A 26,481-nucleotide genomic window follows, 5' to 3' on the forward strand; every position below is an offset into this window, starting at 1 on the left:
ATGAGTTCGACTGCGCGGCCTGAGCCGCGCGCTTGCCGACGATGTCGTCGGCGATACTGACAGAGAGGTCCTCGAACATGTCCAAGAAGCCAATGTCCACCCGCAAGATGTGGTGGATCGCACTCATCTCGGGAATGGCGTCCTATATCGACGCCGCCGCGATGACCTCGAGCGGGACGGCCCTGGTGCTCCTCAAGGACACCCTGGCCCTGACCCCGGAGACCATCGGGGTGCTGTCCTCGGCGCTCACGTTCTCGGTTGCCATCGGCGCCCTCTTCGGCGGGCGCCTCGGCGATCTGCTCGGCCGCAAGGCGGTCTTCATCGCGACCATGGTCATGATCGCCGCGGGTTCGGCGCTGCTGGTGTTCGTCGAGGTGTTCCCCGGGCTGCTCGCCGGCATGATCCTCGTCGGGCTCGGCGCGGGCGCTGACCTGCCGGTCTCCCTCGCGACGATCTCGGAGATGGCCAAGTCCGGACTGCGCAGCAGCATGATCGGCTTCACCCACTTCCTCTGGAAGATCGGCAGCATGGTCGCGCTCGGGCTCGCGACCATCGTCGGCAGCATGGGCCAGCTCGGGGCGCAGATCCTGTTCGGGCACATCCTCGTGGTCACCCTGCTGACGCTCGTCGCGAGGTTCGCGGTTCCGGAGTCGACGCTGTGGCTCGAGCAGCGCGAGGCGGAGAAGGCGGGTGCCACGAGCCGCTCGGATGCGGCGCTCGGGTGGAGCACGCTGAAGACGCTCCTCAGGGCGCCCTTCGCGAAGTACTTCATCGTGCTCGCCGTCTTCTACACGCTCATGAACCTCGGTTCGAACACGGTGAGCCAGTACGGGGCCTACATGTACACGGAGGTTGCCGACTCCACGGTCCAGGTCTACTCGACGGTGAAGCTCATCACCATGTTCCTCGGCGCGATCCTCGTCCTCCTGTTCATGCGGATCGTCGGGACACGGTGGCGGATGAGCTGGTTCGTGGGAGGCGCGATCTGCACGATCACGGCCATGTGCGTTCCGCTCGTCTTCGGCGTGACCGAGTCGACGCTGAACATCATGATGTTCCTGTGGCTCATCGGCACCGTGTTCGCTGGGGAGGGCATCATGAAGATCTGGACCCAGGAGTCGTTCCCGACGCTGCTGCGCTCCTCAGCGCAGGGCGCGATCATTGCCATCGCGCGCTTCGGCTCGTCAGCGCTCGTGCTCGTCACACCGGTCGTCCTGGCGACCGGGCCCGGGGCGCTCTTCGGGTTCCTCGCGGGCTCCTGCCTCGTCGCGGTGGTCCTCGCCTTCGTGGTGTTCGCGCGCCAGCGCACGACCGTCATCGACCAGGAGGAGGCGGATGAGGCCGCCGAGCAGAGCGCATCCGCCGAACGCGCGCACCTCCAGGTGCGGGGATGAGCGGCACGATGCAGGAGGTCGTGCAGGCGCTCCGGGGCGAGACCGGTCACGCGGCACCGCTCATGCGCTGGTGGTGGTTCTCGACGCACGTGAGCGAGGCGGCGATCGATGCCGACCTGGACGCCATGCTGGCCGCTGGGATCGGCGGGGTCGAGCTCGCGTTCGTGTACCCGGTGGACGAGGGCGGGCTGCGTTTCGGCGATCCGGAGTTCCACTCGCTCGTGGGCTTCGCCGCGCGAGGGGCGCGGCGGCGGGGGCTGCGCTTCGATCTCACGCTCGGCGCGGGATGGCCGTTCGGCGGGCCGCACGTCGACGCGTCGACGGCAGCTCGGGGGCTCCACTGGGAGCGGATCGAGCTCGCCCCCGGCGCGACCGAGCTCGTCTTCCGGCCCTCGTTCGAGGGTGATGCGCTGGTGAGCGCGTACGTGGGCGCCGGCTCCATCCAGGAACTGCCCGCCGAGTGGGTGCTCGCCGAATGCGGGGAGCGCATCCACGTCCCGGCCCTGGGCGGCGGGCCGAGAGTTCTCCTGGTCGCGGTCTCTCGCCTCACCGGCCAGAACGTGAAGCGCGCGCCCCGAGGTGCTGAGGGGCTGGTGCTCGACCACTACTCGGCGGTCGCCGTGCAGGCGCACCTGGAGGCGGTCGCGACGCCGCTCCTGGCGGCAGCGGGGGCAACGCGTGTGCACGCGGGGTTCTGCGACAGCTTCGAGGTGTACGAGTCCGATTGGACGGCGGAGCTTCCCCGGGAGTTCCTCGCTCGACGGGGCTACGACCTGCTCCCGGAGCTTTGGCAGCTGGACATCGACGGCGCCGGTACGGCTCAGGTGCGCACCGACGTCATGACGACGCTCAGGGAGCTGTTCGAGGAGCACTTCGTGCAGGCGTTCGGAGACTGGGCGCATGGACACGGCCTGCTCTTCCGTGCGCAGTGCTACGGGGAGCCGCCCATGCTCATGAGCAGCTACCGCGACGTGGATCTCATCGAGGGTGAGGGGTGGGGATGGCGGCGATGGACGAAGAACGCGTGGGCGGTCTCCGCGGCCGGCGCCTACGGCAGGTCGCCGGTGTCCTCGGAGACGTGGACCTGGGTGCACTCCCCATCGTTCCGGGCGGGGCCGGCCGACCTCCTGGGGGAGGCCTATGAACATCTGCTGAGTGGCGTCAACCTTCTCGTCGGCCACGGCTGGCCGCTCGGAGGAGCGCTCGGTCGAGGACAGCCGGTGTTCTACGCGTCCGGTGCTCTCGACTCGAGGAACCCGTGGTGGCCGGTCGCGCGTGAGCTGTTCTCTGGGCTCGCTCGCGTGAGCGCCGTCCTCCAGCTGGGCGAGCGGACCGCGCAGGTCGCCATCTACCATCCGGTGGCCGAGCTGCTGGCGAGCGCCGAGGGGGAGCGTCCGTTCGACCTGTGGCGGCAGACTCGTCGCTACGTGGACGACGAGTTCGTCTCGGCGGTGCGCACCACCGGCCTCGACTACGACCTCGTCGACGACGCGCTCCTCGAGGTCGGCGGCGCAGACCGCTTCGAGGTGCTGCTCGTGCCGGCGGGCTGCGCGCTCTCCGCCGGGGCGGTGCAGCTCCTGTCGTCGGCGGGTGTTCGCGTGGTCCACATCGCGGCGTCCCGCGGCCAGGAGCGGCGGGCAGAGATCCGCGCCGCCGTGCACGGGATGGTCCCGCCGCTCGCGACGAGCGCACCGGACACCGTCGGGGTCACGACCCGCCAGCTCGATGGCTCGCGCATCTCCCTGCTGGTGAACACCGGGGAGCGTTCGGCCGACGTCGTGCTGAGAGCCTGCGACGACAGCACGCTCACCGTGTGGGACGCCGTCTCCGGGCGGAGACGAGCGGTGGTGCGGGACGACGCCAACCGCACCGTGCGCCTCGGTTCCTACGAGGCCGTGCTCGTCGGTCAGACTCAGGGAGAGGGGCCGGTGGGCGTCGACGAGCTGGAGACGACCGGCCCGGTGCTGGGCCACGGCCACGAGGAGCCCCTCGCGGCCGGCTGGTTCGTGCGCACATCCAGCGGACGTCGGCCCGTCACGCTGCCTCACACGTGGGAGGACGATCCGGAAGTCCCCCACGACGACGAGCAGCTGGCGTACGAGACGACGGTGGAGCTCGAGCGCCCCGCCTCCGCTGCGCTCGACTTCGGCGACGCCAGCGTGCCCGAGGTCAGGGCCGAGCGTCGGGAGAACTCCTTCGCGCTCCCGGCTGACCCGCCTGTCGGCGCGGCTGCGAGCGTCGAGGTGGACGGTCTGCCCGTGGGGAGCGTCTGGCGGGCGCCATACTCCGTCCAGCTCGGACGGCTCGCCGAGGGGCGCCACACGATCACGGTGACGGTCTCCTCGCTCGGGGTGCGAGGGGCCGCGGCGCGGGCGATCGATGGGACGAGCCCCGCGGCGCGAGCCGCGAACGGCGTCAGGTTCCGAGTGCAGGATGGGAGCCGAAGGCGGGACGGGGTGCGCTCCGGCATCCTCCGGGTGCCGACCCTGCGGCTCAGCGCTGACTGACGCGCGTCGGACGCGCACCGTCGCAGACTGCGCCCCAAGGAGCTTCCTCCCCGAGGCCCCCGCCCGCCCCGCGCGATGCCCGGGCGAGGGATGGCACGATGTGTGCATGAGCATGACGCGCGCCGAGGAGATCGCCAAGGTCCTGGCCGACCGCATCGTCGAGGGAAGCATCGCCCCCGGCGACCGGCTGCCGAGCGAGGGCGGCCTCGTCGAGGAGTTCGGGGCAAGCCGGAGCGTCGTCCGCGAAGCGCTGCACCGCCTGCAGTCGCGCGGCCTCGTGCGCACGCGTGTCGGCTCGGGAAGCTACGCCCTCACCCCTCCCGTCGCGACGACTGGCGACGACTGGCTGGGCGCGCACTCCGAAGCGGAGCGCGCAGAGCTCCACGCCTTCCGAATCGCCGTGGAGGTCGAGGCCGCCGCGCTCGCGGCCCGCTCCCCGTCAGCGCAGGAGATCGCCGAGATCGACGCGGCCCTCGCCGCCCTCGCGAAGGCGAGCTTGCCGAGCGAGACCGTCGACGCGGACTTCGCCTTCCACCGTGCGATCGCCGCCGCGTCCGGCAACCGCTACTTCCTGACGGCCCTCGACCGGATGGGCGCGCGCGCCATCATCCTGCCTCCCGCGCGCATCTCCGACGTGGACCGCAACGCGGCCGAGGCCGCCGCCGTGCTCGCCGAGCACCGGGCTGTCGCCGACGCCATCCGCCTCGCCGACCCCGTCGCTGCCGCAGCGGCAGTGCGCACCCACCTCGCGGCGTCCACCGCGCGCCGAGCCGCCCGCGGCACCGGCTCCTGACTCCTCGCTGACTACCCCGGCGTGCTGACGGGGGCCATCAGCTGCGGCCCCGTGCTCGACACCCGACCCACCTCGGGGCCGACCTCGTGCATGGCGAGCGTCGACGCCAGCTCGACACCCGCCTGGCTCGCCTCGTCGAGCAGCCCCTGCGTGCCCACCACCGACTGGTCGAGCCACGCATCCCAGAGCGCGCGCGGCAGCATGAGCGGCATGCGGTCATGGATGCTCGCCAGCTCACCCGTCGACCCCCGCGTCAGGATCGTCGTCGTCAGCATCCACCTGGACGGATCATCGCCGGGCTTCGTGGGGTCCGCCCACCAGGAGTACAGGCCAGCGAACGCGATGAGCTCGTCGTCGTGCTCCGGGTGGATGAAGAACGGCGTCTTCGACCCGGACTTCGTGCCATCTGCCTTCTTGCGCCACTCGTAGTAGCCGACAGCGGGCACGATCGCTCGCCGCTGCTTCACCGGCCCACGGAACGTCGGCTTCTCCAGCACCGTCTCGATGCGCGCATTGAACGCCTTCGACGAGAAGCTCGGATCCTTCGCGAACGGCGGCAGCAGCCCCCACCTCGCACGCTCGACGCGGCGAACCGCGGCCCCACCGCCCTTGGGCTCGGGCTCCACCACCACGGGGACCGGGTCGGTCGGGGGAGTGTTGAACGACGGCTCCGGCAGATCAGCGCCGAGGGCCTCGATATCGAAGAGCGCCTCGACGTGCTCGACTGCTGGGGTGACATAGCGACCGCACATGGCCCAACGCTACGACAGCGCCGCCCACGGCGCGCGCTGCAAGCTTCGGATTCTCTGTACGCTCAGTGCATGGTCAAGCAGCGCAGCGCCCTCGACAGCATCCCCGCCTACAAGCAGGGTGCCATGCCGAGCACCAGCGACGTCGTCAAGCTCTCCTCCAACGAGAACCCGTTCCCGCCGCTCGCCTCCGTGCGCGCGGCCGTTGCCGAAGAGCTCGAGCGCATCCACCTCTACCCGTCCATGGCGGCACCGGAACTCACCTCGCGCGTCGCGACGCTCCAGGGCGTCGAACCCGAGAACATCGTCTTCGGAGCAGGCTCCGTCGAGGTGGCCACACAGCTCGTCCAGGCCAGCGCGGGACAAGGCGACGAGGTCATGTTCGCCTGGCGCAGCTTCGAGGCGTACCCGATCATCGCGATCGGCGCAGGAGCGACGCCGGTGCAGGTGCCCCTCACCGCCGACGAGCGCCACGACCTCGACGCCATGGTCGACGCCATCACCGACCGCACCGCGATCATCTTCGTCTGCAACCCCAACAACCCCACGGGAGCGACCCTCACCCACGCCGAGGTCCGTGCATTCATCACGCGCGTCCCCAGCGACGTGCTCGTCGTCATCGACGAGGCCTACGAGCACTTCAACCGCGACGCGGAGACCGCCATCGGCATCGACCTCTACCGGGAGTTCCCCAACGTCGCCGTCCTGCACACCTTCTCCAAGGCCTACGGCCTCGCAGGACTCCGCATCGGCTACGCCGTCGCCCAGGCAGACGTCGCAGCCAACCTCCGCAAGGTCTCCGTGCCCTTCGCGGTCTCCGCCCTCGCCCAGACCGCCGCCCTCGCCTCCCTCGACGCCGAAGCCGAGCTCGGTGAGCGCATCGACGACATCGTCAGCGAACGCGCCCGCGTCACCGAGGAGCTCCGGGCCCAGGGCTGGAACGTGGGCGAATCCCAGGCGAACTTCGTCTGGCTCAGGCTCGGCGACGACACCGAGCTCATCGACGCCGCACTCACCCGCTCCGGCGTGCTCGCCCGCGCCTTCCCCGGCGAAGGCATCCGCATCACCATCGGCTCGCCGGAAGCCAACCGCCGCGCACTCGCCGCGCTCGCGGGAGTCAGACAGGAGGCGACACGATGAGCACCTGGCGCATCCGCGATTTCCAGCCGACGGACATGGACGCGCTGCTCCGCCTCTGGGAGCAGCACCGCCGCTCCGGCACGGAGCCCGTGTACGGCCTCAGCGAGGTCATCGCCTCGACCCGCAAGGACACCGCCGTCGTCGCGGTCGCCGGCGAGAAGATCGTCGGCGTCGCGGTTGCGCGGGCGGCCCACGACCAGGGCTGGATCGTGTTCTTCGGGACCGACGACGAATGGCGCCGCCGCGGAATCGGCGGCGCGCTGCTCGCCTCCCTCGAGCAGCGGATGGCCCAGCACGGGCTGCAGAAGCTCACGATCCTCGTTCCTGACGAGCAGACGCAGGTGGGGGCGCTCACGAAGGCAGGGTTCGCCGACAAACGCCACCTGCGCTACTTCGAACGTGAGATCCGCGTCAAGCAGCAGGAGATGGTGGCCCTTCGCGAGCTTGGCGGCCGCATCCTGCCTTCCGACCGCTGGGACGCGATCGGCGGCATGCAGCACGAGAAGGACGTGCTCGAGCGACGACTCGTGCTGCCGCTCAGCGACCCCGACCTCGCCGAGGAGTACGGCGTCGTGCCGCCTCGCGCGATCGTGCTCTTCGGCCCTCCGGGCACGGGCAAGACGACCTTCGCCAAGGGCATCGCCTCCCGTCTCGGCTGGCCGTTCGTCGAGGTCTTCCCGTCCCGCCTGTCGGCGTCGCCGCGTGGCCTCGCCGGCGAGCTGCGCGAGACGTTCGAGCAGGTCGAGTCGCTCGAGCATGCCGTCGTCTTCATCGACGAGGTCGAGGAGATCGCGTCGCACCGAGGCGGGGAGCCGCCGTCGCCCACGCAGGGCGTCACCAACGAGCTCCTGAAGATCATCCCAGCCTTCCGGGAGAAGCCAGGGCGACTCCTCATCTGCGCCACCAACTTCATCCGCGCCCTCGACCAGGCGTTCCTTCGCCACGGCCGCTTCGACTACGTCATCCCCATCGGGCTGCCGGATGCCGCCGCGCGACGCGCGATCTGGGAGCGGTACGTGCCCGAGTCGGTGAGCGACTCCGTCGACGTGCCCGCGCTTGTCGAGCAGACGAGCGGATACTCGCCCGCCGACATCGAGTTCGCCGCGCGCCGTGCTTCGCAGGTCGCGCTCGAGCGTGCCGTCGCCGCGCGCAACTCCGGCGACGTGGTGCCGCTCGGCCCCACCACGGACGACTTCCTCGCCGCCATCTCCTCGACGCGAACGACCGTGTCGAGTGAGGTCGAGCGTGAGTTCGAGGAGGACATCTCGGCGATCGCCCGCGTGTAGCGGGGCTCGGCTGTCCAACATCAGTGCACAACGGCGTCGAAGGCCGCGGTTCCGGCGCCATCGGCCGAATATCGCACCGAAGTTGGACAGCGGCCGGCCGCGGACCGCGCGTTCAAGCGAAGAAGAGGGGCCGGATGCGATGCATCCGGCCCCTCTTCCGTGCAGCTGAGGCTAGGCCTTCTTGGCTGCGCTGTCTTCGTCGTCGGACGTGATGTCGAAGTCGTCGACCTCGTCATCGCCGGCCGGGTCGAGCTCTGCTTCGACCTCGTCGAGGTCGTCGTCCTCGTCGGAGTCCTCGAGCTCGCTCTCGATCTCGTCGATCCACTCGTCGAGGAGGTCTTCTGCGGCTTCGTCGTCGGAGGCGGACTGCACCTCGAGGGTGCCGTCGCCCCACAGGCGGGAGGAGACGCGGACGTCGTCGGTGTCCTCGACGGCGTCGTGTGCCTCCGACTCGAACTCGTTGGCGATCTTCGCCGCTTCGTCTTCGGATTCGGCTTCGATGACGAGCGCCGAGACGACCTCGTATTTCAAGAGCACGGCGTAGGTAGGCATGGGGCGACTCCTCGTGACTGCGAGCGCACCGCTCGCAGAATGAAGGTACTCGTGACCGAGCGCCCAGACAAGCTGAGGCCGGTGCGTCGCGGATGACACCTTGGTGAAGAGTTTCCCGCGTCCCGGCGCTCGACGTAGGCTCGCGTCATGCCACTCGACGCGCCTGCCCCCCTCGATGCGACCGCCAGTGCACGCGGCGGCGCGGCCAAGCGGTCTCCGCTCGCCGTCGCCGTCGCCCAGTACGCCCCGGGCTCGGATCTCGCGGAGAACGAGCGGCTGCTGCGCGAGAACGTCGCTCTCGCGGCGGACCGCGGGGCCCAGCTGATCGTCGTGCCCGAGTACGCGAGCTTCTTCCTGCCGGAGCTCGGGCCGGAGTTCGTGCGGAACGCGCAGGACCTCGATGGGCCCTTCGTCTCGCTCATGCGCTCGCTTGCGGCAGAGCACGGCGTGACGATCGTCGCGGGGCTCGTGGCGACATCGGAGGACCCGCAGCGCTTCGCCAACACGCTGGTCGCCGTCGATGCCACGGGCGAGGTCGTCGCCCAGTACCGCAAGGTGCATCTCTACGACGCGTTCGGGGCGAAGGAGAGCGACTGGGTCGTGGCCGGCGATACGGCCGCGCCGCAGACGTTCGTGGTCGGCGGCGTCCGGGTCGGGTTGCAGACCTGCTACGACCTTCGGTTCCCCGAGGTCTCGAGGACCCTCGTGGATGCGGGGGCCGAGCTCATCGCGATCCCCGCGGAATGGGTGCGCGGACCGTTGAAGGAACATCACTGGACGACCCTGCTCGCGGCCCGCGCCATCGAGAACACGGTCTACTTCGCTGCGGCCGACCATCCAGCCCCCATCGGCGTCGGTCACAGCGCCGTCATCGACCCCAGGGGTGCGACGATCGCGGGCGGGGGCATCGAGGCTGGGCTCTCCATCGGCTGGGTGTCGCTCGAGGTGCTCGACTCGGTTCGCGAGCAGAACCCGGCGCTCGAGCTCCGGAGGTACCGGGTCGTGCCGGTCGAGGCAGCGCCGACGGACTGAGCCGCTACCGGCTGAGCTCGCCCAGCCGGTCGAGCCTGCGCATGCCCTCATCGAGCACCTCGTCGCTCTTGCAGAACGCGAAGCGGACCAGCGAGCGGTAGTCGCCCTGCCGCTCCGGGGTGCACAGCGCGGCGACGGGGATGCCGACCACCCCGATCTCGCGCGGCAGCCGCCGGCACAGCTCGGTCGCATCCGTGTACCCGATGCTCGCCGCGTCGGCGATCGCGAAGTAGCCGGATGCCGGAGTCGCCGTCTCCAAGCCGCGGCTGCGCAGCGCGGTCACGAGCAGGTCGCGCTTGGCCCGGAGGCGCTGGCGTTCCTCGTCGAAACGACGCTCCGGGATTCTGAGCCCGACAGCGACGGCTGGCTGGAACGGCCCGCTCCCGACGTAGCTGAGGTACTGCTTCACCGCGAGTACCGCCTCGATGAGAGCGGCGGGCCCGGTGACCCAGCCGACTTTCCAGCCGGTCACGCTGAAGGTCTTGCCTGCCGAGCCGATGCTGAGCGTGCGCGACGCCGCCCCCGGGAGGCTGGCGATGGCGACATGCGCTCCGTCGAAGACGAGGTGCTCGTAGACCTCGTCGGTGACGATGATCGCGTCGTGGCGCGCGGCGAGGTCCACGATGAGCTGGAGCGTCTCGCGGGGGAGCACGGCACCCGTCGGGTTGTGCGGCGTGTTGACGATGATGAGGCGGGTCCGGTCGGAGACCGCGCGCCGCAGCTCATCGTGATCTGGCCGGAACGCGGGCCACCTGAGCGGGACGGTCACGAGGCGGGCATCGGCGAGGCGAGCGAGCGCCCCATACGCGTCGTAGTGGGGTTCGAGGACCACGATGTCCTCGCCAGGCTCGACGAGCCCGAGCACCGTCGCGGCGAGTGCCTCGGTGGCGCCGACCGTGACGAGGACTTCCCGGTCGGGGTCGAGCGCGACGCCGCGGAACCGCAGCTGGTGCTCGGCGATCGCGGCGCGCAGATCTGCGGTCCCCCGGGGCGGCGGGTACTGGTTCTCGCCGCGCGCGATCGCCTCGATCGCCGCATCCAGCAGCTCCCGCGGTCCGGCGTAGTCCGGGAAGCCCTGCCCCAGATTCACCGATCCCGTGGTGCGGGCGAGCTCGGTCATCTCGCCGAAGACCGTGCCCTGCAGTTCGCCACTCGGGGAGAGGAGGCCAGCCCCCTGGGCCGCCCGGAGCCATGGTCCGTCTCTGCGCATGCATCCAGTCTGTCATCGGCCGGTCACGATCGAATCTCGAACCGCGACGTGCCGCCGAAACCAGAGCGATCGCTCCGTCCGCTCCCTAGACTTGCGCCACGGATGCGCCCCGACGCATCGAGAGAACGTCAGGATCCTCATGCTCGACTCATCACCCGCTGCGGGCGCCGACGCGAACAGCGCGCAGACCCAGTCGAGCGCCGCGCGGGCTGAGGAGCACGGCCGCCACCGAGCCGGGGCCCACCTGCACTCCATCCACGACGATGCACCCGTGATCAGCCGGCGCACCGGCCTCCTCGTCGTCGCGGGCATCGCGGTGGTCGCGGCGGTCGTCGGCGGGCTGAGTGGGGCGCTCATCACGGCGAATGTGCTCAACCAGCCCAACCAGGACGCCCAGCGTCTCACGCAGCCGCTCGGCTCCCCGAGCGAGCCGACCGCCCCGCTGCCGGGAGAGGCCAGCGCGGCGATCGTCGGGGCCGCCCCGAGCGTGGTCACGCTCACGGTCTCGACGCCGACTCGCACCGAGACGGGGTCTGGCGTCGTCTACTCGGGCGACGGCCTGGTCATCACCAACGCCCACGTCGTGACGCTCGACGGCACGGTCTCGGATGCGCAGATCACGGCGACGACCAGCGACGGTCGGGTCTACACGACCACTCGGGTCGGCTTGGATGTGCTCGCCGACGTCGCCGTGCTGCGGCTGACCGACGCCAGCGGACTCCAGCCCGCCTCCTTCGCCGACTCCGACCAGGTCGTCGTCGGCCAGTCCACGATCGTGCTCGGGGCTCCGCTCGGACTCGCAGGCACCGCGACGACGGGTGTCGTCTCCGCGGTCAACCGCAGCATCGAGATCGCGTCGGCCGCGGTGCCGCCGACGGTCGACGAGAACGCCGCCACCGATTCGCCCCTCAGCTCCACCACCGATCCGGGCAAGAGCATCGTCCAGCTTCCCGTCATCCAGACGGACGCCGCCATCAACCCGGGCAACTCGGGCGGTGCCATGCTGAACGCGAACGGCGAGGTCATCGGCATCAACGTGGCGATCGCGGGCACCAAGTCCGGTGGCCAGGGACAGGCCGCCTCGAGCGGCAGCATCGGCCTCGGCTTCGCGCTGCCCGCGAACTACGCCGTCCAGATCGCCGCGCAGCTCGCGGCCGGGCAGACGCCGTCGCACGGCGCGCTGGGGGCGACGGTGCGCAACGCGGCGACCGTCGCGACGAGCAGCCAGAGCATCGTGGGCGCCTACGTCGACAGCGTCGTGGAGAACGGCGCCGCCTCGATCGCGGGCCTCAGCAGGGGAGACATCGTCACGTACATTGGCACGGTCCCCGTGTCGAACGCCAACGACCTCATCGCGCACGTCCGCGTCTACGAAGCGGGTGAGGTGGCCACGCTCACCGTCGTCCGCCAGGGCGAGGTGATCGAGGTCGAGGTGTCCCTCGACGCGGCGGCCTAGGCGGACTCCCTAGGAGACCCCGTCGGTCTCCTTGCCCTTGCCCCGCGTGAGCGCGAGGGGCACCCGGAAGAAGCTGAACGGCCCGCGCGTCAGCGCCTTGTGGTCGTCGCCGTCGTCCGGCTTGAAGCTGGCGAACTGCGGGTGCAGCTCGATGGGGAAGCTCGCGGGGGCCACACCGAACGCCTCGCGGGACGTGCGCACGACCTCGTTGCTGAGTATCCGGTTGCCGGCACCCCCGATGACGGCGCCGATGCCGAACGGCACGAGCCGCCCGACCGTGCTCGCCGACTGGCGAACGACGAAGCGCTTGAGGAACATCGACTGGATGCGCCCGGACAGCTCGCCGACCATCGCGCGCGGGAGCCGCTTCGTCACGATCTCGCCCCAGAACACCTGCTTCGCCGGGCCCTTGCCGAAGGCCTGACCCGCGAACTGCTGGATGAGGTTCTTGCTGGCCTTGCCGAGCATGAGGGACTGGATGAGGGTCCGCGCGCGCACGGGGTCGGAGATGGGGAGCCCGTGGATCTCGGCGACCGCCTGGCCGAACAGGGAGGTCATCTCGAGGAAGCCAGCGGTCTCGACACCCGTCACGGCGAGGGACGCCGCCGTGCCGACGCCCGGCACCATCGCGGCGGCGCCAGCTGCGCCTCCGCTCACGGTCGTCGCGTTGAGGTACTGCTGCTCGATCTTCTTGATGAGCTCGCTCGGGGTCGCATCCGGGTACTTTCCGCGGAGGATGCGGATCTGTCGCAGCACGATCGGGCGCTGGATGGCCATGAGCCGGTCGAGCCAGATCTTGTCCTGCTCTCCGGCTGCCGCAGCCTGCTGCTCGTCGCGCGGCGGCAACGGGGCATAGTTCGCCGCGTCTGCACCTTCGTTGACGCGCGGAGTGCTGGAATCTGACACTGGACCTCCTCGTGATGGCACGGCCGAGCGCGGAGCGCATGGCGACGCGAGCAGTGTATGAGGACACGCCTGGGGGGAGCTTGGAGTCGCGGGGGCGGCGTGGCACGCCGGATCGTTGGTACGGTTGAGCGATGTCTTCGAAGAGCTCAGACGTCGGCGATGGCGCCGCCGACGATGTGAACGAGAGTGCTGCCAGCCCAGACGTACCGGAGGGCGACGCGAGTCGACCCCAGGCGATCATGGTCGAGGCGATCGTCGTCGACGACAGCGTGACCGCTTCATCGCTCGCAGAGGAGGAGGCCGCGGCGCAGGAGTCCGGCCTTCCCGCTGCCGTCAGGAACCCGGTGCTGGGTGCCGCGACGGCAGAGGGCCTCTCGACGATGACGCCCGTCACGCGTGTCACCGAGGCACCCGACCGTGAACTCGGCGACACCGTGCTGTCCGTCACCGGCCTCACGAAGCGCTTCGGTGCGGACGTCGCCGTCAACGACGTCACCTTCGAGGTCCGTCGTGGCTCCTTCACGGGCATCGTCGGACCGAACGGTGCCGGCAAGACGACGACCCTGTCGATGGCGACGGGGCTGCTCAAGCCGACGAGCGGCACCGTCGAGGTGCTCGGCCTCGACGTGTGGAAGAACCCGAAGGCCGCGCATCCCCACATCGGCATCCTCCCGGACCGGCTGCGTCTCTTCGACCAGCTCACGGGCGGACAGCTCCTCTACTACTCGGGACTCCTGCGCGGCCTCTCGCCCGCGGATTCGCGGTCGCGAACCGAGTCGCTCGTGCACGCCTTCGAGCTCGAGTCGGCCGCCAACCGCCTCGTCGTCGACTACTCGGCGGGCATGACGAAGAAGATCTCGCTCGCCGCCGCGCTCATCCACTCGCCGGAGCTGCTGGTGCTCGACGAGCCGTTCGACACGATCGACCCGGTGTCGGCGGGGCAGCTCATCGACATCCTGCTCGAGTACGTGCAGCGCGGGGGAACGGTGCTGCTCTCGAGCCACAGCATGGACCTCGTGCAGCGCGTCTGCGACCACGTCGCCGTGATCGTTCGGGGCGAGCTCCTCGCTTCCGGCACGGTGAGCGAAGTGCGCGGCAACATCACACTCGAAGAACGCTTCCGCGACCTCGTGCGCGGCACGCCACAGATGGAGGGGCTCGATTGGCTGGACATCTCCTTCAACTGAAGCTGCAGTCGATCCGCAACGGAGCTCGGCGCGACTCGCAGCATCGGGGGGCATGGATCGGCACGCTCCTGCTGTCGATCCTCGCCGCCGTCTTCGCCCTGTTCGCGGTCCTGTCGCTGCTCGACTCCGACATCGAGGCGAAACGCGAGGGGGCCATCATCGCTGGCTCGCTCGTGACCGTCGCGACCGGGCTCGTGAGCGTCTTCGTGACGCCGATCGCCGCGATCGATCCGCGCTCGCTCGCCGTCATGGGCTTCTCGCCCCGGCGGTCGGCCTGGCTGGCGCTCGGCACGGCGTTCGTCAGCGTGCCGTCGTTCGCGATCACGATCGTCCTGCTGGCAGGGCTCCTGCTCTGGACCGGCGACTCGACAGGCCTGCTCGTCGCCATCGTCGGCGCCGCGCTGGTCCTCGCGACGCTCGTCGTGCTGTCGCGCCTCGCTGGCCTCGTCGGTGAGGACCTGCGGGCCAGGCGGCTCGTGAGCGACGCCCGCGCAGCGCTTGTCCTGGTGCTCCTGCTCCTCGCGTCGCCCATCGTGTTCGTCGCGGTGTCCGTCGACTGGCAGCTGGGTGAGCACGAGGCCGTCAGCGCCGCGCTCGAGGTGCTCTCGCTCTCTCCCATCGCGGCCCCGTGGGCGGCAGCGGCGAGTGCGACAGGCGGAGACCTGCAGCTCGCCTTCGGGCAGCTCGGCATCGGTGCGGTCACGCTCGTCGTGCTGCTCGTGCTCTGGCAGGTCGTCGCCGGCCGAGTCGCCTCCGCTGCGCTCGGCGGCGACGAGACCGAGCTCGTCGATCTCGGCGCGTTCGGCGCCTTCGGCCGCTCGCCTGCGCTTGTCGTTGCGGCGCGGACGGTCACGTACTGGATGCGCGACCCGCGGTACGTCGTCGTCAACGTCTCGATCATCCTCATCCCGCTGCTCGCCCTGATCCCGCTGGCGGTCGTCGGCGTCGAGCCGCGGCACCTGGCGCTGCTTCCCTTGCCGCTGCTGGCGTTCTTCATCGGGTGGACCCTCCACAACGATCTCGCCTTCGACGGCTCTGCGGTGTGGATGCACGTGACGAGCGGCATGTCCGGGCTCTCCGACCGCTTCGGTCGCGCCCTCCCGACGCTCGTCTTCGGCACGGTGGTCGTCGTGCTCGGCGCACTCGTGACCTGGCTCATCGTGGGCGAGTGGGGCACGATCCTCGCCCTCGTCGGCCTGTCGCTCGGCTTGCTCTTCGCGGCGACGGGCTTCTCGAGCATCGGCAGCGTGCTGCACCCGTATCCGGTGGCGCGACCGGGCGACTCGCCGTTCAGCCAGCCCGTGCGGTCTTGGGGATCCGGCGTGTTCTGGCACCCCACGACCGGCTTCATCGCGATCCTCCTCATGGGCCCGTCCGTCTACGCGGGCCTCGTCGCCCTCAACGGCGGCGAGTCCTGGTGGAACTTCGTCGCCCTCGGCTGGGGTGTCGTGGTGGGGCTCATCGTCCTCATCGTGGGCTTGAACGCGGGCGCCAGGCAGTTCGAGCGCCGCTCCAGCGAGATCATGGCGTTCGCGCAGAGCGCGTAGCCATCCGGTAGGGCCCGCGGTTTGCGTTCTAAGATGATCGGCATGACGTTCTCCAGCACCCCAACGGGCCCCGGCGGGCCAGACGAGACCGGCGGCGGCACGGCGATCCTCGATCGCGAGCTCGAGCAGCTCCTCAACGAGGAGCAGACCGACGACCCGGGCGATCACGACAAGTTCTCGCACTACGTGCGCAAGGAGAAGATCCTCGAGTCGGCGGTGACGGGCAAGCCGGTGCGCGCGCTATGCGGCAAGAAGTGGCTGCCGAACAGCAACCCCGACCGCTTCCCCGTCTGCCCGAACTGCAAGGCGGTGTACGACAAGATGAAGGGCTGAGCCGCGCATCCACCGGATGCACGAGGCTCACCCGCACGCGCGACGGCCGCGAACCCGAGATGGGTTCGCGGCCGTTGTGCTGTCCGGCGTCGAGGTGCCGGGTGGGGCTGTCAGACCCAGACGGTCTCGCGGCCGTCCTGCTCGACGAAGACCGTCGGGAGGGCGGCCTCGCCCGCGTGGAGGCGGAGCGCGCCGATCGGCAGTTCGTCGATGGCGGTGCGGTGGTGCTCTCGGGCGCTCTGCACGCCAGCCTGGCCCGTGTACTCCTCGTTGATGACACCGTCGACGACGAGGTCGACGAGCAGCGAGCGGTCGCTCTTGTCGGAGACAGGGGGAGCGCCGATGCCGACGACCTCGGCCTCGGCGATCCCGTGCTCGTCGCGGCGGCGGACGGGGAACTTCTCGCCGCCCACGCTGACCTTGCCCGTGGAACGCTTGGCGACCGACACCCACTCGCCGTCCTCGCCGCGGCGGGCGACGAGCTTGTAGACCATGCCGGAGGCGACGGAGCCCGAGCCAGTGACGACGCTCGTGCCGACGCCGAACGAGTCGACGGGGCTCGCACCGAGTCCCGCGATGGCGAACTCATCGAGGTCGTTCGTGACCGTGATGCTGGTCGCGGTGTTGCCGAGCTCGTCGAGCTGCGCGCGCACCTCCGCGACGAGCGTCGGCAGGTCGCCGGAGTCGAGGCGCACGCCGCCCAGCTCTCGGCCGGCGACCTCGACCGCGAGGCGCACGCCCTCGCGAACGTCGTACGTGTCGACGAGCAGCGTCGTGCCGGCACCGAGGGTGGCGACCTGCGAGGCGAACGCCTCGCGCTCGGAGTCGTGCAGCAGGGTGAACGAGTGCGCGGCGGTTCCCATCGTCGGCACACCCCAGCTGCGTCCGGCCTCCAGGTTGCTCGTGGCCTTGAATCCGGCGATGTAGGCGGCGCGGGCCGCCGCGACCGCCGAGCGCTCACCGGTGCGGCGCGAGCCCATCTCGGCAAGCGGACGGCCTCGGGCGACGGAGACCATGCGTGCGGCGGCGGAGGCGACCGCGCAGTCGTAGTTGTAGATGCTCAGCAGGAGCGTCTCGAGGATGACGCCCTCGGCGAAGCTCGAGCGAACCTCGAGGATGGGGGAGCCGGGGAAGTAGATCTCGCCCTCGCGGTAGCCGCGGATGGTGCCAGAGAAGCGGTAGTCCGCGAGCCAGTCGAGGGTCTTGGGGGAGACGATCGAGTGCTCGCGGAGGTGCGCCAGCTCGGCGTCCCCGAAGCGGAAGTCGCGCAGCAGCTCGAGCGCGCGCCCGACCCCCGCCACGACTCCGTAGCGGCGCCCGCTCGGCAGGCGCCTCCCGAAGAGCTCGAAGACGCTGTCACGATCGGCGGTGCCGGCGTGAACCGCGGCATCGATCATCGTGAACTCGTACTGGTCGGTGAGGAAGCCGGTAGACGGCCGTTCGGAAGTCACCGCCCCAGCCTAGGCGCAGCCGCGGGGCGCGCAAGGGTGCTCGGCGTGCGCATCCGCCCCAACTGATGCCTGGGAGTAGACTCGGCACTCATGAGCGAGGCACCGATCGGCGTATTTGACTCTGGTGTCGGCGGGCTGACGGTCGCGAGGGAGATCCGGGCGCAGCTGCCGGGGGAGTCGCTCCTCTACGTCGGAGACACCGAGCACACGCCGTATGGCCCGAAGCCGATCGCCGACGTCAGGCGTCTGTCGCTCGCGGTCCTCGACGAGCTCGTCGAGCAGGACGTCAAGATGCTCGTCATCGCCTGCAACACCGCGTCTGCCGCGGTGCTGCGGGATGCGCGTGAACGCTACGACGTGCCGGTCGTGGAGGTCATCGCGCCGGCCGTGCGCGCTGCCGTGAGCGCGACGCACAACAACCGCATCGGGGTGCTCTGCACCGAGGCGACCCTGTCGTCACGTGCGTACGACGACGCGTTCGCGGCGGCCCCCCACCTCAAGATCTTCTCGCAGGCCTGCCCGCTGTTCGTGGAGTACGTGGAGCGAGGCGACACGACGAGCCCAGAGCTGGTGCAGCACGCCGAGGAGTATCTGGCGCCCATCAAGGCGGCCGGCGTCGACACCGTCGTCCTCGGATGCACGCACTATCCGTTCCTGAAGGGCGTGCTCGGCTACGTGCTCGGCCCGGACGTCCGCCTCGTCTCGAGCGACGTGGAGACGGCGCAGGACGTGTACCGCGTGCTCGCCTCGAACGGCCTCCTCAACGCCAGCGGGCGAGCCCCGCAGTACTCCTACCGGGCGACGGGCGAGAACACGGAGGCGTTCGTGAACCTCGCCGGTCGCTTCCTCGGCCCCGACGTGCGCCACGTGGAGCGACTCATGACGGAGGCCATCAACCTGCCGCCGTCGATGCGCCGCCCCTGACGCGCCGCGCCCCGATTTCCAGCACCGCATCCGAGCCCTTGGAGGGACCAATGACCGAAGCACGCGCAGACGGCCGCACCCACGACCAGCTTCGCCCCGTGACGATCGAGAAGGGCTGGAGCGAGCAGGCCGAGGGCTCGGCCCTCATCTCGTTCGGGAAGACGAAGGTGCTCTGCACGGCGTCGTTCACGCCCGGCGTGCCGCGCTGGCTCAAGGGGCAGGGCAAGGGCTGGGTCACTGCCGAGTACGCGATGCTCCCGCGCGCCACGAACGACCGCAACAGCCGTGAGTCCGTGAAGGGCAAGATCGGCGGCCGCACGCACGAGATCTCCCGCCTCGTCGGCCGCTCGCTGCGCGCCGCCGTCGACATGTCGGCGCTCGGCGAGAACACGATCGTCATCGACTGCGACGTGCTGCAGGCCGACGGCGGAACGCGCACCGCGGCGATCACTGGCGCGTACGTGGCGCTGGCCCAGTCGATCGAGTGGGCGAAGGCCAACAAGCACGTGCCGGCGAAGGCGAACGTGCTCACGCGCTCGGTTGCCGCGATCTCGGTGGGCATCGTCGACGGCGTCCCGCTGCTCGACCTGGCCTACGTCGAGGACGTCCGCGCCGGCACGGACATGAACGTCGTCGCGACGGGCGACGGCAAGCTCATCGAGGTGCAGGGCACCGCCGAGGGCGCGCCGTTCGACCGCGAGGAGCTCGACCGTCTCCTCGATATCGCCCTCGCGGGCACGGCGACGCTCACGGAGCTGCAGAACGAGGCGCTCAAGGCATGAGCGAGCCGGTCCGGGTTGTCCTCGCCTCCCACAACTCGCACAAGCTGATCGAGCTGCGACGCATCCTGGGCGCGCAGCTCGACGGCATCGAGCTCGTCGCCTACGACGGCCCCGAGCCGCGCGAGACCGGTCTCAGCTTCGAGAGCAACGCGCTCCTCAAGGCACGCGCCGCGGCAGAGCACACGGGGCTCCCGGCGCTGGCCGACGATTCGGGCATCTCGGTGGACGTGCTCGGCGGCTCGCCCGGCATCTTCTCCGCCCGCTGGTCGGGGCCCGCGAAGGACGCGAAGGAGAACCTCGAGCTGCTGCTGTGGCAGCTGAGCGACGTGTCGCATCCGAACCGCGCGGCGCAGTTCGTCGCGGCGGCGGCGCTGGTCGTGCCGGCGTCTGCCTCGGCGACGGGCGAGGAGCTGAGCGAGGCCGTGCTCGGCGTGTGGCCCGGCCGCATCCTCGAGCAGCGGAGCGGGGACCACGGTTTCGGCTATGACCCCATCTTCCAGCCCGACGGTGCCGAAGGCTCAGCCGCTGACCTCACGGACGCCGAGAAGGACGCCTCGAGCCACCGCCGCCGCGCGTTCGACGCGCTCGCGCCGAAGTTGCGCGCGGCCCTCGGCCTGTAGCCCCGCGAACAGCTTCGGGATGGGTTTCTCGCTTGCGGATGGAAAGCAACCCATCCGGAAGCGTGAAAGCCATCCCGGGGCTGAGTTTTTCGCGTCCCGGGTCCATCACGCGACCGCGTCCGCGTGCCGGAGCCGCACGTGCATCCGCGCTGAGCTCCCCGCCGACGGCCGTGGTCTTTCCGCCCAGCGAACGGCTTCGGGATGGGTTCCTCGCTTCCGGATGGAAAGCAACCCATCCGGAAGCGTGAAAGCCATCCCGAGGCTGAGGAGCGGGCGCGAGACTTCGCGTGCGGAGCCCCGAGCCGACCGCGTTAGAGGAGTGAGCTGGCCTCGGTGAGCACGCCGCGCAGTGTCTGCTCGATCTCGTCGAATTCTGCCTGCCCGATGGTGAGGGGCGGGGCGAGCTGGATGACGGGGTCGCCTCGGTCGTCGGCGCGGCAGTAGAGGCCCGCGTCGAAGAGTGCCTTTGAGAGGAAGCCGCGCAGGAGGCGCTCGGATTCCTCGTCGTTGAAGGTCTCTCGGGTGTCCTTGTCCTTGACGAGCTCGATGCCGAAGAAGTACCCGTCGCCGCGGACGTCGCCGACGATGGGGATGTCGAGGAGCTTCTCGAGAGCCGCGCGGAAGTGCGGCGAGTTCTCCTTGACGTTCTGCGTGAGGCGTTCCTCCTCGAAGATGTTCAGGTTCTCGAGGGCGACGGCTGCGGAGACGGGGTGCCCGCCGAAGGTGTAGCCGTGCGAGAACGACGTCTGGCCGTGCTTGAAAGGCTCGTAGATGCGGTCGCTCACGATGGTGGCGCCGATCGGGGAGTAGCCGCTGGTCATGCCCTTGGCGCAGGTGATCATGTCGGGCTGGATGTCGTACGTGGTGGATGCGAACATGTCGCCGATGCGGCCGAATCCGGTGATCACCTCGTCGGCGACGAGCAGCACGTCGTACTTCGTGCAGATCTCGCGCACGCGCTGGAAGTAGCCGGGGGGAGGCGTGAAGCAGCCGCCGGAGTTCTGGACAGGCTCGAGGAACACCGCCGCGACGGTCTCTGGTCCTTCGAAGAGGATCATCTCCTCGATGCGGTTCGCGGCCCACTGGCCGAACTCGACGAGGTTGTCGCCGTGCTCGGGAGCGCGGTAGAAGTTCGTGTTCGGCACGCGGAAGCCGCCGGGGGTGAGCGGTTCGAACATCGCCTTCATCGCGGGGATGCCCGTGATGGCGAGGGCGCCCTGCGGCGTGCCGTGGTAGGCCACCGAGCGGGAGATGACCTTGTGCTTGGTGGGCTGTCCCTGCAGCTTCCAGTAGTACTTGGCGAGCTTGAAGGCGGTCTCGACGGCTTCGCCGCCGCCCGTGGAGAAGAAGACGCGGTTGAGGTCGCCTGGCGCGTAGTCGGCGAGGCGGTCGGCGAGTTCGATGGCGTTCGGGTGGGCGTACGACCAGATGGGGAAGAACGCGAGCTCCGCGGCCTGCTTGGCGGCGGTCTCGGCGAGGCGCTGGCGGCCGTGGCCAGCGTTGACGACGAAGAGGCCGGAGAGGCCGTCGAAGTACTTGTTGCCCTTCGAATCCCAGATGTGGTGCCCGTCGCCCTTGACGATGATCGGCACCCCGGCGCCGTCTTCCATCACGGACTGGCGCGAGAAGTGCATCCAGAGGTGATCTTTGGCTTTCTGCTGCAGGTCTGCTTCGTTGAATTCGGTCATCGTCGATGCTCCTTCTCAGTGCTGATACTGGAACCGTACCCGTTGGTCGGGAGCGCCGGAACAGACAGACTGTCGAGTCGGAGGAGCTTCAAGCGCCTGAGTCGCGCTCGCACGCAGGCGGGCAGCTGGACGCAGGGAACCGAGATCAAGGACAGTGCGGAAGGCGGGACTTGAACCCGCACGCTCGAAAGCACAGGAACCTAAATCCTGCGTGTCTGCCAATTTCACCACTCCCGCAAGCACGAGCGAACCCGTGTGCTGAGGCCAGTCTATGGCGGCGCTGCAGCGCCGAGAAGCCGCGACGCGCAAGGCCTGTGGATAACTCCTGCGGCGTTTTCGAGTCTTGGGCATGCTGTCGCCGTGAGCATCGCGGTAAGCACTATCACTGACCGAATCCGTCGTCGTGTCCTGTTGGAGGGCATCGACCTCGGGGGCGATCGCGCGCGGGCAGCCGACATCGCGCGCGAGGAGGTGCGGGGGTACGCGGAGGAAGCGCTGGGCTCGTCGCTGCCGTTGGTCCACGATGAGGAGGCCACGACGCGTGAGGTGCTGGCCCGGGTGACCGGTTTTGGTGCTCTCCAGCCCTACCTCGACGATCCGGAGATCGAGGAGATCTGGATCAACGCACCTTCCCGGGTATTCGTTGCTCGGGGCGGCGTACCCGAGCTCACGTCAACGGTCGTCCCGGAGACTGACCTGCGCGATCTCATCGAGCGGATGCTCCAGTCGAGCGGCAGGCGAGTCGACTTGTCCTCGCCGTTCGTGGATGCCTCGCTCCCGAACGGCGAGCGGCTGCACGTGGCCGTCCCCGAGGTGACCAGGCGCTACCCGTCCGTGAATATCCGCAAGTTCTCGCGCCGTATCCGAGACCTCTCCCACCTCGTCGAGCGCGAGGCGCTGACCGCGCAGGCGGCGGAGTTCTTGCAGCTCGCGGTCCTCGCCGGCTGCAACATCCTCGTCTCGGGCGCGACCCACACCGGCAAGACCACTATGATCAACGCGCTCCTCTCCTCGGTGCGCAGCGAAGAACGCATCGTCACCGTCGAGGAGACCTTCGAACTCGATCTCGTCGCCCGCGACGTCGTCGCGCTGCAATGCCGACAGGCGAGCCTCGAGGGCACCGGCGAGATCACGTTGCGCCGCCTCATCAAGGAAGCCCTGCGCATGAGACCCGACTGGCTCGTGGTCGGCGAAGTGCGGGAAGCGGAGAGCCTCGACCTCCTGATCGCCCTCAACAGCGGAATGCCCGGAATCTCCAGCATCCACGCGAACACGGCGAGGGATGCGCTCGTCAAGCTCTCCACGTTGCCGCTCCTCGCGGGACGCAACATCGACAGCGCGTTCGTGGTGCCCACCGTTGCCAGCTGCATCGACCTCGTCGTGCACCTCGAGATGACCGCATCGGGAACACGACACGTGGGGGAGATCCTCGCCCCGACCGGAACGGTGACCGGCCAGGTCATCGAGGCGGCCACCCTCTTCAACCGTGGACGCGCGCAACTCGAATCGTCCGGATCCCCTCCGCCGCGAACCGCGAAGTTCGAGGCGCACGGCTTGGATGCTGCGCGTGTCCTTCGGCGGTCCCTGTGACCGTTCTGCTGGCGCTGGTGATGGGGCGGGAATCTCGAACATCGTGAGCGCGAGGTTGTGGCCGCAGAGCAGCGAGCGACGCGACCGGCGTTCTCGGCGACCTCTGCGACGGCGCACAGCGGATGCTCGCGAGCGCGTCGGGTGTCGCGATGACTACGCGCACATGTCTCGCCGCGACCGACGACTGAGCGCCTGCGATGAAGATCGCAGCAAGCTCGACGTCGGCGTCGAGCTGCTGGGCGACGCGACGCGCCATGACCTTTGGCACGTAGCCGATCTTGACCCCGTCGGCGAAGACCGGCACCGCGATCGGATCGTAGTCGTCGTCAGGTTCGCGCACGGGAGTTGCGGTTCGCCCAGCTCGTGAGTCCGCTTGTCTCTCTTAGTAGTGCTCCAATCCGCGGAGTTGCGCCGTCCAGATCCCGAGGGCAGCAAGTTTTAGCAGCCCACTTTCACGAGCTTGCCTGTGGTCACCTCGCTGAGCCACAACTCGTCACCGTGCGGCTTGAGCCGGAGTCTGTCTGGAGAGGTGAGGAGCTCATCCCATTGGGACGAGTGCAGGTAGATCGAATCGGGGTTAGCCATCGCATCTACGACTCGCGGTGTCCGCGGCGCTTGCTGGAAATAAGCGCGGCTCCGAGCACGACGATTCCAGCTGCTCCAAGGAGGATCGGCCACAAGTTCTCAGCGCCCGTCGAGGCCAAGACGGCCTGATCAGTCTCCGTCGACGATGAGCCGGTCGGCTGGGAGGAAGGAGCGGTGGGCACAGCCGGCGTCGTCGGCGCAGGGGTCTGCGTTGCAGCTGTCTCGACCGGTGCTGGTGACTGCGTGGCGACTGGCTCGACAGGCGGTGGCGAAGCCGTCGGGGGAGCTGTTGCCGTCGCGGTGGGCTTGACGGGCTCGGTCGGCGTCGGTGTGCCCGTTGGGGGTGCTGTCGGTCCTGTCGGCGATGAGGAGGTCGGTGTCGGTGTTGGCACCGGAGTCGGCGTGACCGATGGAGGTGCGGTCACCGTCGGCGAGGGCGTGCGCGGCGGGATCGGTGCCTTCTTGGGGAGGATCGTCAGCGGCGGAAGCCCGGCGATGATCGGGTGGTCTGCCGTCAGGGTCGTGGTGTTGCCGAATTCGTCTCGGAGCAGCGCTCCCACGACCTTGAACTCGCCCTCGCCCCAGAACGGCTCCTCAGCCTCGACGGGAGGCACCCACAAGTCATCGCCAGAGTCCCCGGAGACGACGTCGCCCAACCGTTTGTTGCTGCTTCCACCAAGTGTGTAGATCTTTCCCCGCCCGATCTCGAGGTAGAACGTGGCCTCGTCGATATCGCTCTGGTCGCGGATCGTCCAGTTGAGCAGCTCTGGCCCATCGCCCATCCGGACGGTTGACTGCACGAATCCAGCAGAGAGGAGTTCCGGGGCGGTCACGTCTGGTCCACCCACGTCGACCACTGTGAAGGTCGCCGCGGAAGCGAGGACCTCGTTGTCGGCTGAGGTGGCAGTCGGGCTGTAGTTTTCGTGCTCGTCACCGGCGTAGAAGCTGTACACGCGGTATTCCCCGAGTGCCCATGTGGAGTTTTTGACGGTGAGATGCAGGGACCCGGAGACAAGGTCTCCGTCTCGGGTCGTGGCGTTTCGGTCGAAACCGCTGGCCTGGTACCTGCCCCCGTTTGGGTCCACGATCAAGAGAGAGAAATCTGTGACTCGGCTGCTCTCACGCACCGTCCAATTGAACCGAATGACGTCGCTTTGCCGGACTTCGTCCGGCGCGACCACCTCGAGGGCGACGAGCTCGGGATCTTGCTGGTCTCCGTCGGTGCCGACCTCGATCTGCAGCTTCGGGAGTGCGCTGATGATCGGGTCTTCCTCCGCTGCGTACCCGAAGACGCCCCACTCGTCGAAGAACCCGAGGCTCTCCACCCGCCATTCACCGGTCGCCCATTCTGTGCCACCGGTCGTGCACGTCGTCGTGCCGCTGACGATGTCTCCGTCGCGCACGCCGACGACAGGATCGAACTGTCCGCAGGTTTTTCGTTCCAGAGTTGATGACCCCGTCCCGGTCTCAAGGCTGATGGCACTCGACGCTATGCCGCGGGGGTGACGCACGCTCCAGTTGATCCGGATCTCGTCGCCGCCTCCGACGGTCGTGGGCGTTACGAGCTCGGCGGACACGAGTTCAGGCCCGACGTCGAACTCGTTGAATGCGTACGCGGGGAGCGCGGGTATCAGGGCTACTGAGAACATCAGGGCGGCTGTGGAGGCGCAGAGGAGGGCGGCGAGCTTTTTCACGTGTCTCCGTCGACAGAGGGCGGGGGTCCGCTCAGACTAGTGCCGATGTCGAACAGCCCGGGGCAGAAGTTTGCTGCGCTCGTCAACGACGAAAAGCCCCTCCCGCCGCCGTCAGGCAGGGGAGGGGCTTCGGTCGCTTCGGCGTGTTCGCCACGGCCAGCGCCGGGACGGCGAAGCGTCCGGGCACCTCGAGGGGGCCGCCAACTTGCTCAGCTGCGAGCTTCGCGGTGCCCTCGTTGTGCTCGCCGTGGGTTTCGAGAGTCAGGTGAGCTCCTTCGGAGTCGGTGCGTTGCCGCGCCAGGCGGCGGGAATGAGATCGCCAACGCCGGCCGCGTCCAGAACACGGATCATGCGGGTAGCGACGAACGGAGCCGCGATCGCCGCAACGATCGCGACGATTGCCGGGTCAAGCATTGGCGTGGATCGTCGTGAGCTCGTCGGTGGCGGGGTAGCTGACTCGATGTCGGTAGAAGCGGACGATGAGCCGCAGCACGCGCCGGAACGGGATCAGTACGAGCAGCGCGAGACCGATGCCGGCGACCCAGCGCTGGTTATCGCCGGACGCCGCGGTCAGGAGCAGCACGGCCGGGCAGACCGTGAGCGCCGCGATGAGAAAGAGCGTTGCGCGGGCTCAAACTGCTTGACGTGAGGGAAAGAGACGCCCAGGACGGCGCCCGAGAGCGAGAGGCTGGAGACTAGGGGGTCGACGAGCGGCTCAGAGCAGTGCTGGCCGATGCATCGCCCCGAAGATGCCGAGGACGATGATGCCGACGTCGGACAGCGGCAGGAAGAAGCGGGCGTCGAGCTGGTCGTCGCGCTCGTGGGCGGGAACTGCGCCCGCGCCTCATCGGATGCGTGAGGCTGGCGAGCGCGGAAGGTCGATGTGCGCCTCTATCAGCTCTGACTACATGCGGCTCTCCCCGTCGAGCGTAGATCCGTCTCTCTGTTGAGTACACGCTGGGGTGATGTCGGGCTACCTGTCCTGTGGAGATTGGACTTGCCTGTTCTGTGCACTGTCCGTCCAGCACAGGCCCTCGTCCGTGTTCTTCTCAGAG

At 69.1% G+C, this 26,481-nt stretch carries 25 protein-coding genes and 1 tRNA gene; 15 read left to right on the forward strand and 11 right to left on the reverse strand.

Features of this window, described 5'->3' with window-relative positions:
- Positions 1–77 precede the first annotated feature (77 nt).
- The 3 genes from C5E05_RS00705 (at position 78) to C5E05_RS00715 (ending at position 4,694) form a co-directional block, all read left to right on the forward strand.
- Positions 78–1,394 (forward strand): MFS transporter, encoded by a 1,317-nt coding sequence (locus C5E05_RS00705; RefSeq protein WP_181059258.1) that lies wholly within the window; start codon positions 78–80, stop codon positions 1,392–1,394.
- Positions 1,391–3,901, forward strand: a complete 2,511-nt coding sequence (locus C5E05_RS00710) for a glycosyl hydrolase (protein ID WP_104340834.1) — start codon at positions 1,391–1,393, stop codon at positions 3,899–3,901. Before C5E05_RS00705 ends, C5E05_RS00710 begins: the two co-directional genes overlap by 4 nt.
- Positions 3,902–4,007: 106 nt before the next feature.
- Complete coding sequence (locus C5E05_RS00715) at positions 4,008–4,694, forward strand: FadR/GntR family transcriptional regulator (protein WP_104340835.1); 687 nt, start codon at positions 4,008–4,010, stop codon at positions 4,692–4,694.
- An 11-nt stretch (positions 4,695–4,705) separates the two neighbouring features.
- Here the strand turns inward: C5E05_RS00715 and C5E05_RS00720 are convergent, their stop codons facing one another.
- Positions 4,706–5,446 (reverse strand): SOS response-associated peptidase, encoded by a 741-nt coding sequence (locus tag C5E05_RS00720; RefSeq protein ID WP_104340836.1) that lies wholly within the window; start codon positions 5,444–5,446, stop codon positions 4,706–4,708.
- A 69-nt stretch (positions 5,447–5,515) separates the two neighbouring features.
- Here C5E05_RS00720 and hisC point away from each other — a divergent pair, with 69 nt between their 5' ends.
- Entirely contained in the window at positions 5,516–6,583 is a 1,068-nt protein-coding gene (gene hisC, locus C5E05_RS00725) for a histidinol-phosphate transaminase (RefSeq protein ID WP_104340837.1), read from the forward strand.
- On the forward strand, positions 6,580–7,869 hold the full coding sequence (locus tag C5E05_RS00730; RefSeq protein ID WP_104298578.1) for an ATP-binding protein: 1,290 nt from the start codon (positions 6,580–6,582) through the stop codon (positions 7,867–7,869). The genes hisC and C5E05_RS00730 overlap by 4 nt, the downstream gene beginning before the upstream one ends.
- A gap of 171 nt (positions 7,870–8,040) precedes the next feature.
- On the opposite strand, the gene C5E05_RS00735 is transcribed toward C5E05_RS00730, so the two are convergent.
- On the reverse strand, positions 8,041–8,421 hold the full coding sequence (locus C5E05_RS00735) for a hypothetical protein (RefSeq protein WP_104298579.1): 381 nt from the start codon (positions 8,419–8,421) through the stop codon (positions 8,041–8,043).
- A gap of 147 nt (positions 8,422–8,568) precedes the next feature.
- Here C5E05_RS00735 and C5E05_RS00740 point away from each other — a divergent pair, with 147 nt between their 5' ends.
- Positions 8,569–9,453: a carbon-nitrogen hydrolase family protein gene (locus C5E05_RS00740; RefSeq protein ID WP_104340838.1), complete on the forward strand. Its 885-nt coding sequence runs from the start codon at positions 8,569–8,571 to the stop codon at positions 9,451–9,453.
- 4 nt (positions 9,454–9,457) lie between these two features.
- Here C5E05_RS00740 and C5E05_RS00745 read toward each other — a convergent pair whose 3' ends face one another.
- Positions 9,458–10,663, reverse strand: coding sequence for an aminotransferase class I/II-fold pyridoxal phosphate-dependent enzyme (locus C5E05_RS00745; RefSeq protein ID WP_104340839.1), 1,206 nt, complete (start codon positions 10,661–10,663; stop codon positions 9,458–9,460).
- 139 nt (positions 10,664–10,802) lie between these two features.
- Between C5E05_RS00745 and C5E05_RS00750 the strand changes: the two genes are divergently transcribed.
- Positions 10,803–12,119, forward strand: a complete 1,317-nt coding sequence (locus C5E05_RS00750; protein WP_181059260.1) for a S1C family serine protease — start codon at positions 10,803–10,805, stop codon at positions 12,117–12,119.
- A gap of 9 nt (positions 12,120–12,128) precedes the next feature.
- Here the strand turns inward: C5E05_RS00750 and C5E05_RS00755 are convergent, their stop codons facing one another.
- On the reverse strand, positions 12,129–13,025 hold the full coding sequence (locus C5E05_RS00755; RefSeq protein WP_104340841.1) for a hypothetical protein: 897 nt from the start codon (positions 13,023–13,025) through the stop codon (positions 12,129–12,131).
- 131 nt (positions 13,026–13,156) lie between these two features.
- Between C5E05_RS00755 and C5E05_RS00760 the strand changes: the two genes are divergently transcribed.
- The 3 genes from C5E05_RS00760 to C5E05_RS00770 are packed head-to-tail and all read left to right on the forward strand — an operon-like array spanning position 13,157 to position 16,092.
- The gene (locus C5E05_RS00760; protein WP_308471423.1) at positions 13,157–14,212 is read left to right on the forward strand and encodes an ABC transporter ATP-binding protein; all 1,056 of its coding nucleotides are present in this window, start codon (positions 13,157–13,159) and stop codon (positions 14,210–14,212) included.
- Positions 14,188–15,759, forward strand: coding sequence for a hypothetical protein (locus C5E05_RS00765; RefSeq protein ID WP_104340842.1), 1,572 nt, complete (start codon positions 14,188–14,190; stop codon positions 15,757–15,759). The genes C5E05_RS00760 and C5E05_RS00765 overlap by 25 nt, the downstream gene beginning before the upstream one ends.
- Positions 15,760–15,801: 42 nt before the next feature.
- Positions 15,802–16,092 carry a DUF3039 domain-containing protein gene (locus tag C5E05_RS00770; RefSeq protein WP_104242105.1) on the forward strand — a complete coding sequence of 97 codons (291 nt, stop codon included), beginning with the start codon at positions 15,802–15,804 and terminating at the stop codon, positions 16,090–16,092.
- A gap of 110 nt (positions 16,093–16,202) precedes the next feature.
- Here C5E05_RS00770 and C5E05_RS00775 read toward each other — a convergent pair whose 3' ends face one another.
- Entirely contained in the window at positions 16,203–17,543 is a 1,341-nt protein-coding gene (locus C5E05_RS00775; RefSeq protein ID WP_104340843.1) for a nicotinate phosphoribosyltransferase, read from the reverse strand.
- A 90-nt stretch (positions 17,544–17,633) separates the two neighbouring features.
- Between C5E05_RS00775 and murI the strand changes: the two genes are divergently transcribed.
- The 3 genes from murI to rdgB are packed head-to-tail and all read left to right on the forward strand — an operon-like array spanning position 17,634 to position 19,869.
- On the forward strand, positions 17,634–18,467 hold the full coding sequence (gene murI / locus C5E05_RS00780; RefSeq protein ID WP_104340844.1) for a glutamate racemase: 834 nt from the start codon (positions 17,634–17,636) through the stop codon (positions 18,465–18,467).
- Between the two features lie 50 nt (positions 18,468–18,517).
- Positions 18,518–19,249, forward strand: coding sequence for a ribonuclease PH (gene rph, locus C5E05_RS00785; protein WP_104241552.1), 732 nt, complete (start codon positions 18,518–18,520; stop codon positions 19,247–19,249).
- Entirely contained in the window at positions 19,246–19,869 is a 624-nt protein-coding gene (gene rdgB, locus C5E05_RS00790) for an RdgB/HAM1 family non-canonical purine NTP pyrophosphatase (RefSeq protein WP_104340845.1), read from the forward strand. Before rph ends, rdgB begins: the two co-directional genes overlap by 4 nt.
- 311 nt (positions 19,870–20,180) lie before the next feature.
- Here the strand turns inward: rdgB and C5E05_RS00795 are convergent, their stop codons facing one another.
- Together C5E05_RS00795 and C5E05_RS00800 are read right to left on the reverse strand one after the other, a co-directional pair.
- Positions 20,181–21,557, reverse strand: a complete 1,377-nt coding sequence (locus C5E05_RS00795) for an aspartate aminotransferase family protein (protein ID WP_104298587.1) — start codon at positions 21,555–21,557, stop codon at positions 20,181–20,183.
- Positions 21,558–21,712: 155 nt separating this feature from the next.
- A tRNA-Leu gene (locus C5E05_RS00800) sits at positions 21,713–21,794 on the reverse strand.
- A gap of 123 nt (positions 21,795–21,917) precedes the next feature.
- Between C5E05_RS00800 and C5E05_RS00805 the strand changes: the two genes are divergently transcribed.
- Positions 21,918–23,147: a CpaF family protein gene (locus tag C5E05_RS00805; protein WP_104241549.1), complete on the forward strand. Its 1,230-nt coding sequence runs from the start codon at positions 21,918–21,920 to the stop codon at positions 23,145–23,147.
- On the opposite strand, the gene C5E05_RS20665 is transcribed toward C5E05_RS00805, so the two are convergent.
- The 4 genes from C5E05_RS20665 to C5E05_RS19960 form a co-directional block, all read right to left on the reverse strand.
- Positions 23,038–23,487: an HIRAN domain-containing protein gene (locus tag C5E05_RS20665; RefSeq protein WP_374953439.1), complete on the reverse strand. Its 450-nt coding sequence runs from the start codon at positions 23,485–23,487 to the stop codon at positions 23,038–23,040. The two genes, C5E05_RS00805 and C5E05_RS20665, sit on opposite strands and share 110 nt — an antisense overlap.
- A 250-nt stretch (positions 23,488–23,737) precedes the next feature.
- Positions 23,738–25,426: an LPXTG cell wall anchor domain-containing protein gene (locus C5E05_RS00815; protein ID WP_104241548.1), complete on the reverse strand. Its 1,689-nt coding sequence runs from the start codon at positions 25,424–25,426 to the stop codon at positions 23,738–23,740.
- 261 nt (positions 25,427–25,687) lie between these two features.
- Complete coding sequence (locus C5E05_RS19955) at positions 25,688–25,840, reverse strand: hypothetical protein (RefSeq protein ID WP_181059263.1); 153 nt, start codon at positions 25,838–25,840, stop codon at positions 25,688–25,690.
- Positions 25,833–26,009, reverse strand: a complete 177-nt coding sequence (locus C5E05_RS19960) for a hypothetical protein (RefSeq protein WP_181059265.1) — start codon at positions 26,007–26,009, stop codon at positions 25,833–25,835. Before C5E05_RS19960 ends, C5E05_RS19955 begins: the two co-directional genes overlap by 8 nt.
- 150 nt (positions 26,010–26,159) lie before the next feature.
- On the opposite strand from C5E05_RS19960, the gene C5E05_RS20410 reads away from it, so the two are divergent.
- Positions 26,160–26,285, forward strand: coding sequence for a hypothetical protein (locus tag C5E05_RS20410; RefSeq protein ID WP_258063135.1), 126 nt, complete (start codon positions 26,160–26,162; stop codon positions 26,283–26,285).
- The last annotated feature ends 196 nt before the right edge of the window (positions 26,286–26,481 follow it).

This window comes from Pseudoclavibacter sp. AY1H1, from assembly GCF_002931055.1.
Taxonomy (GTDB): Bacteria; Actinomycetota; Actinomycetes; order Actinomycetales; family Microbacteriaceae; genus Pseudoclavibacter.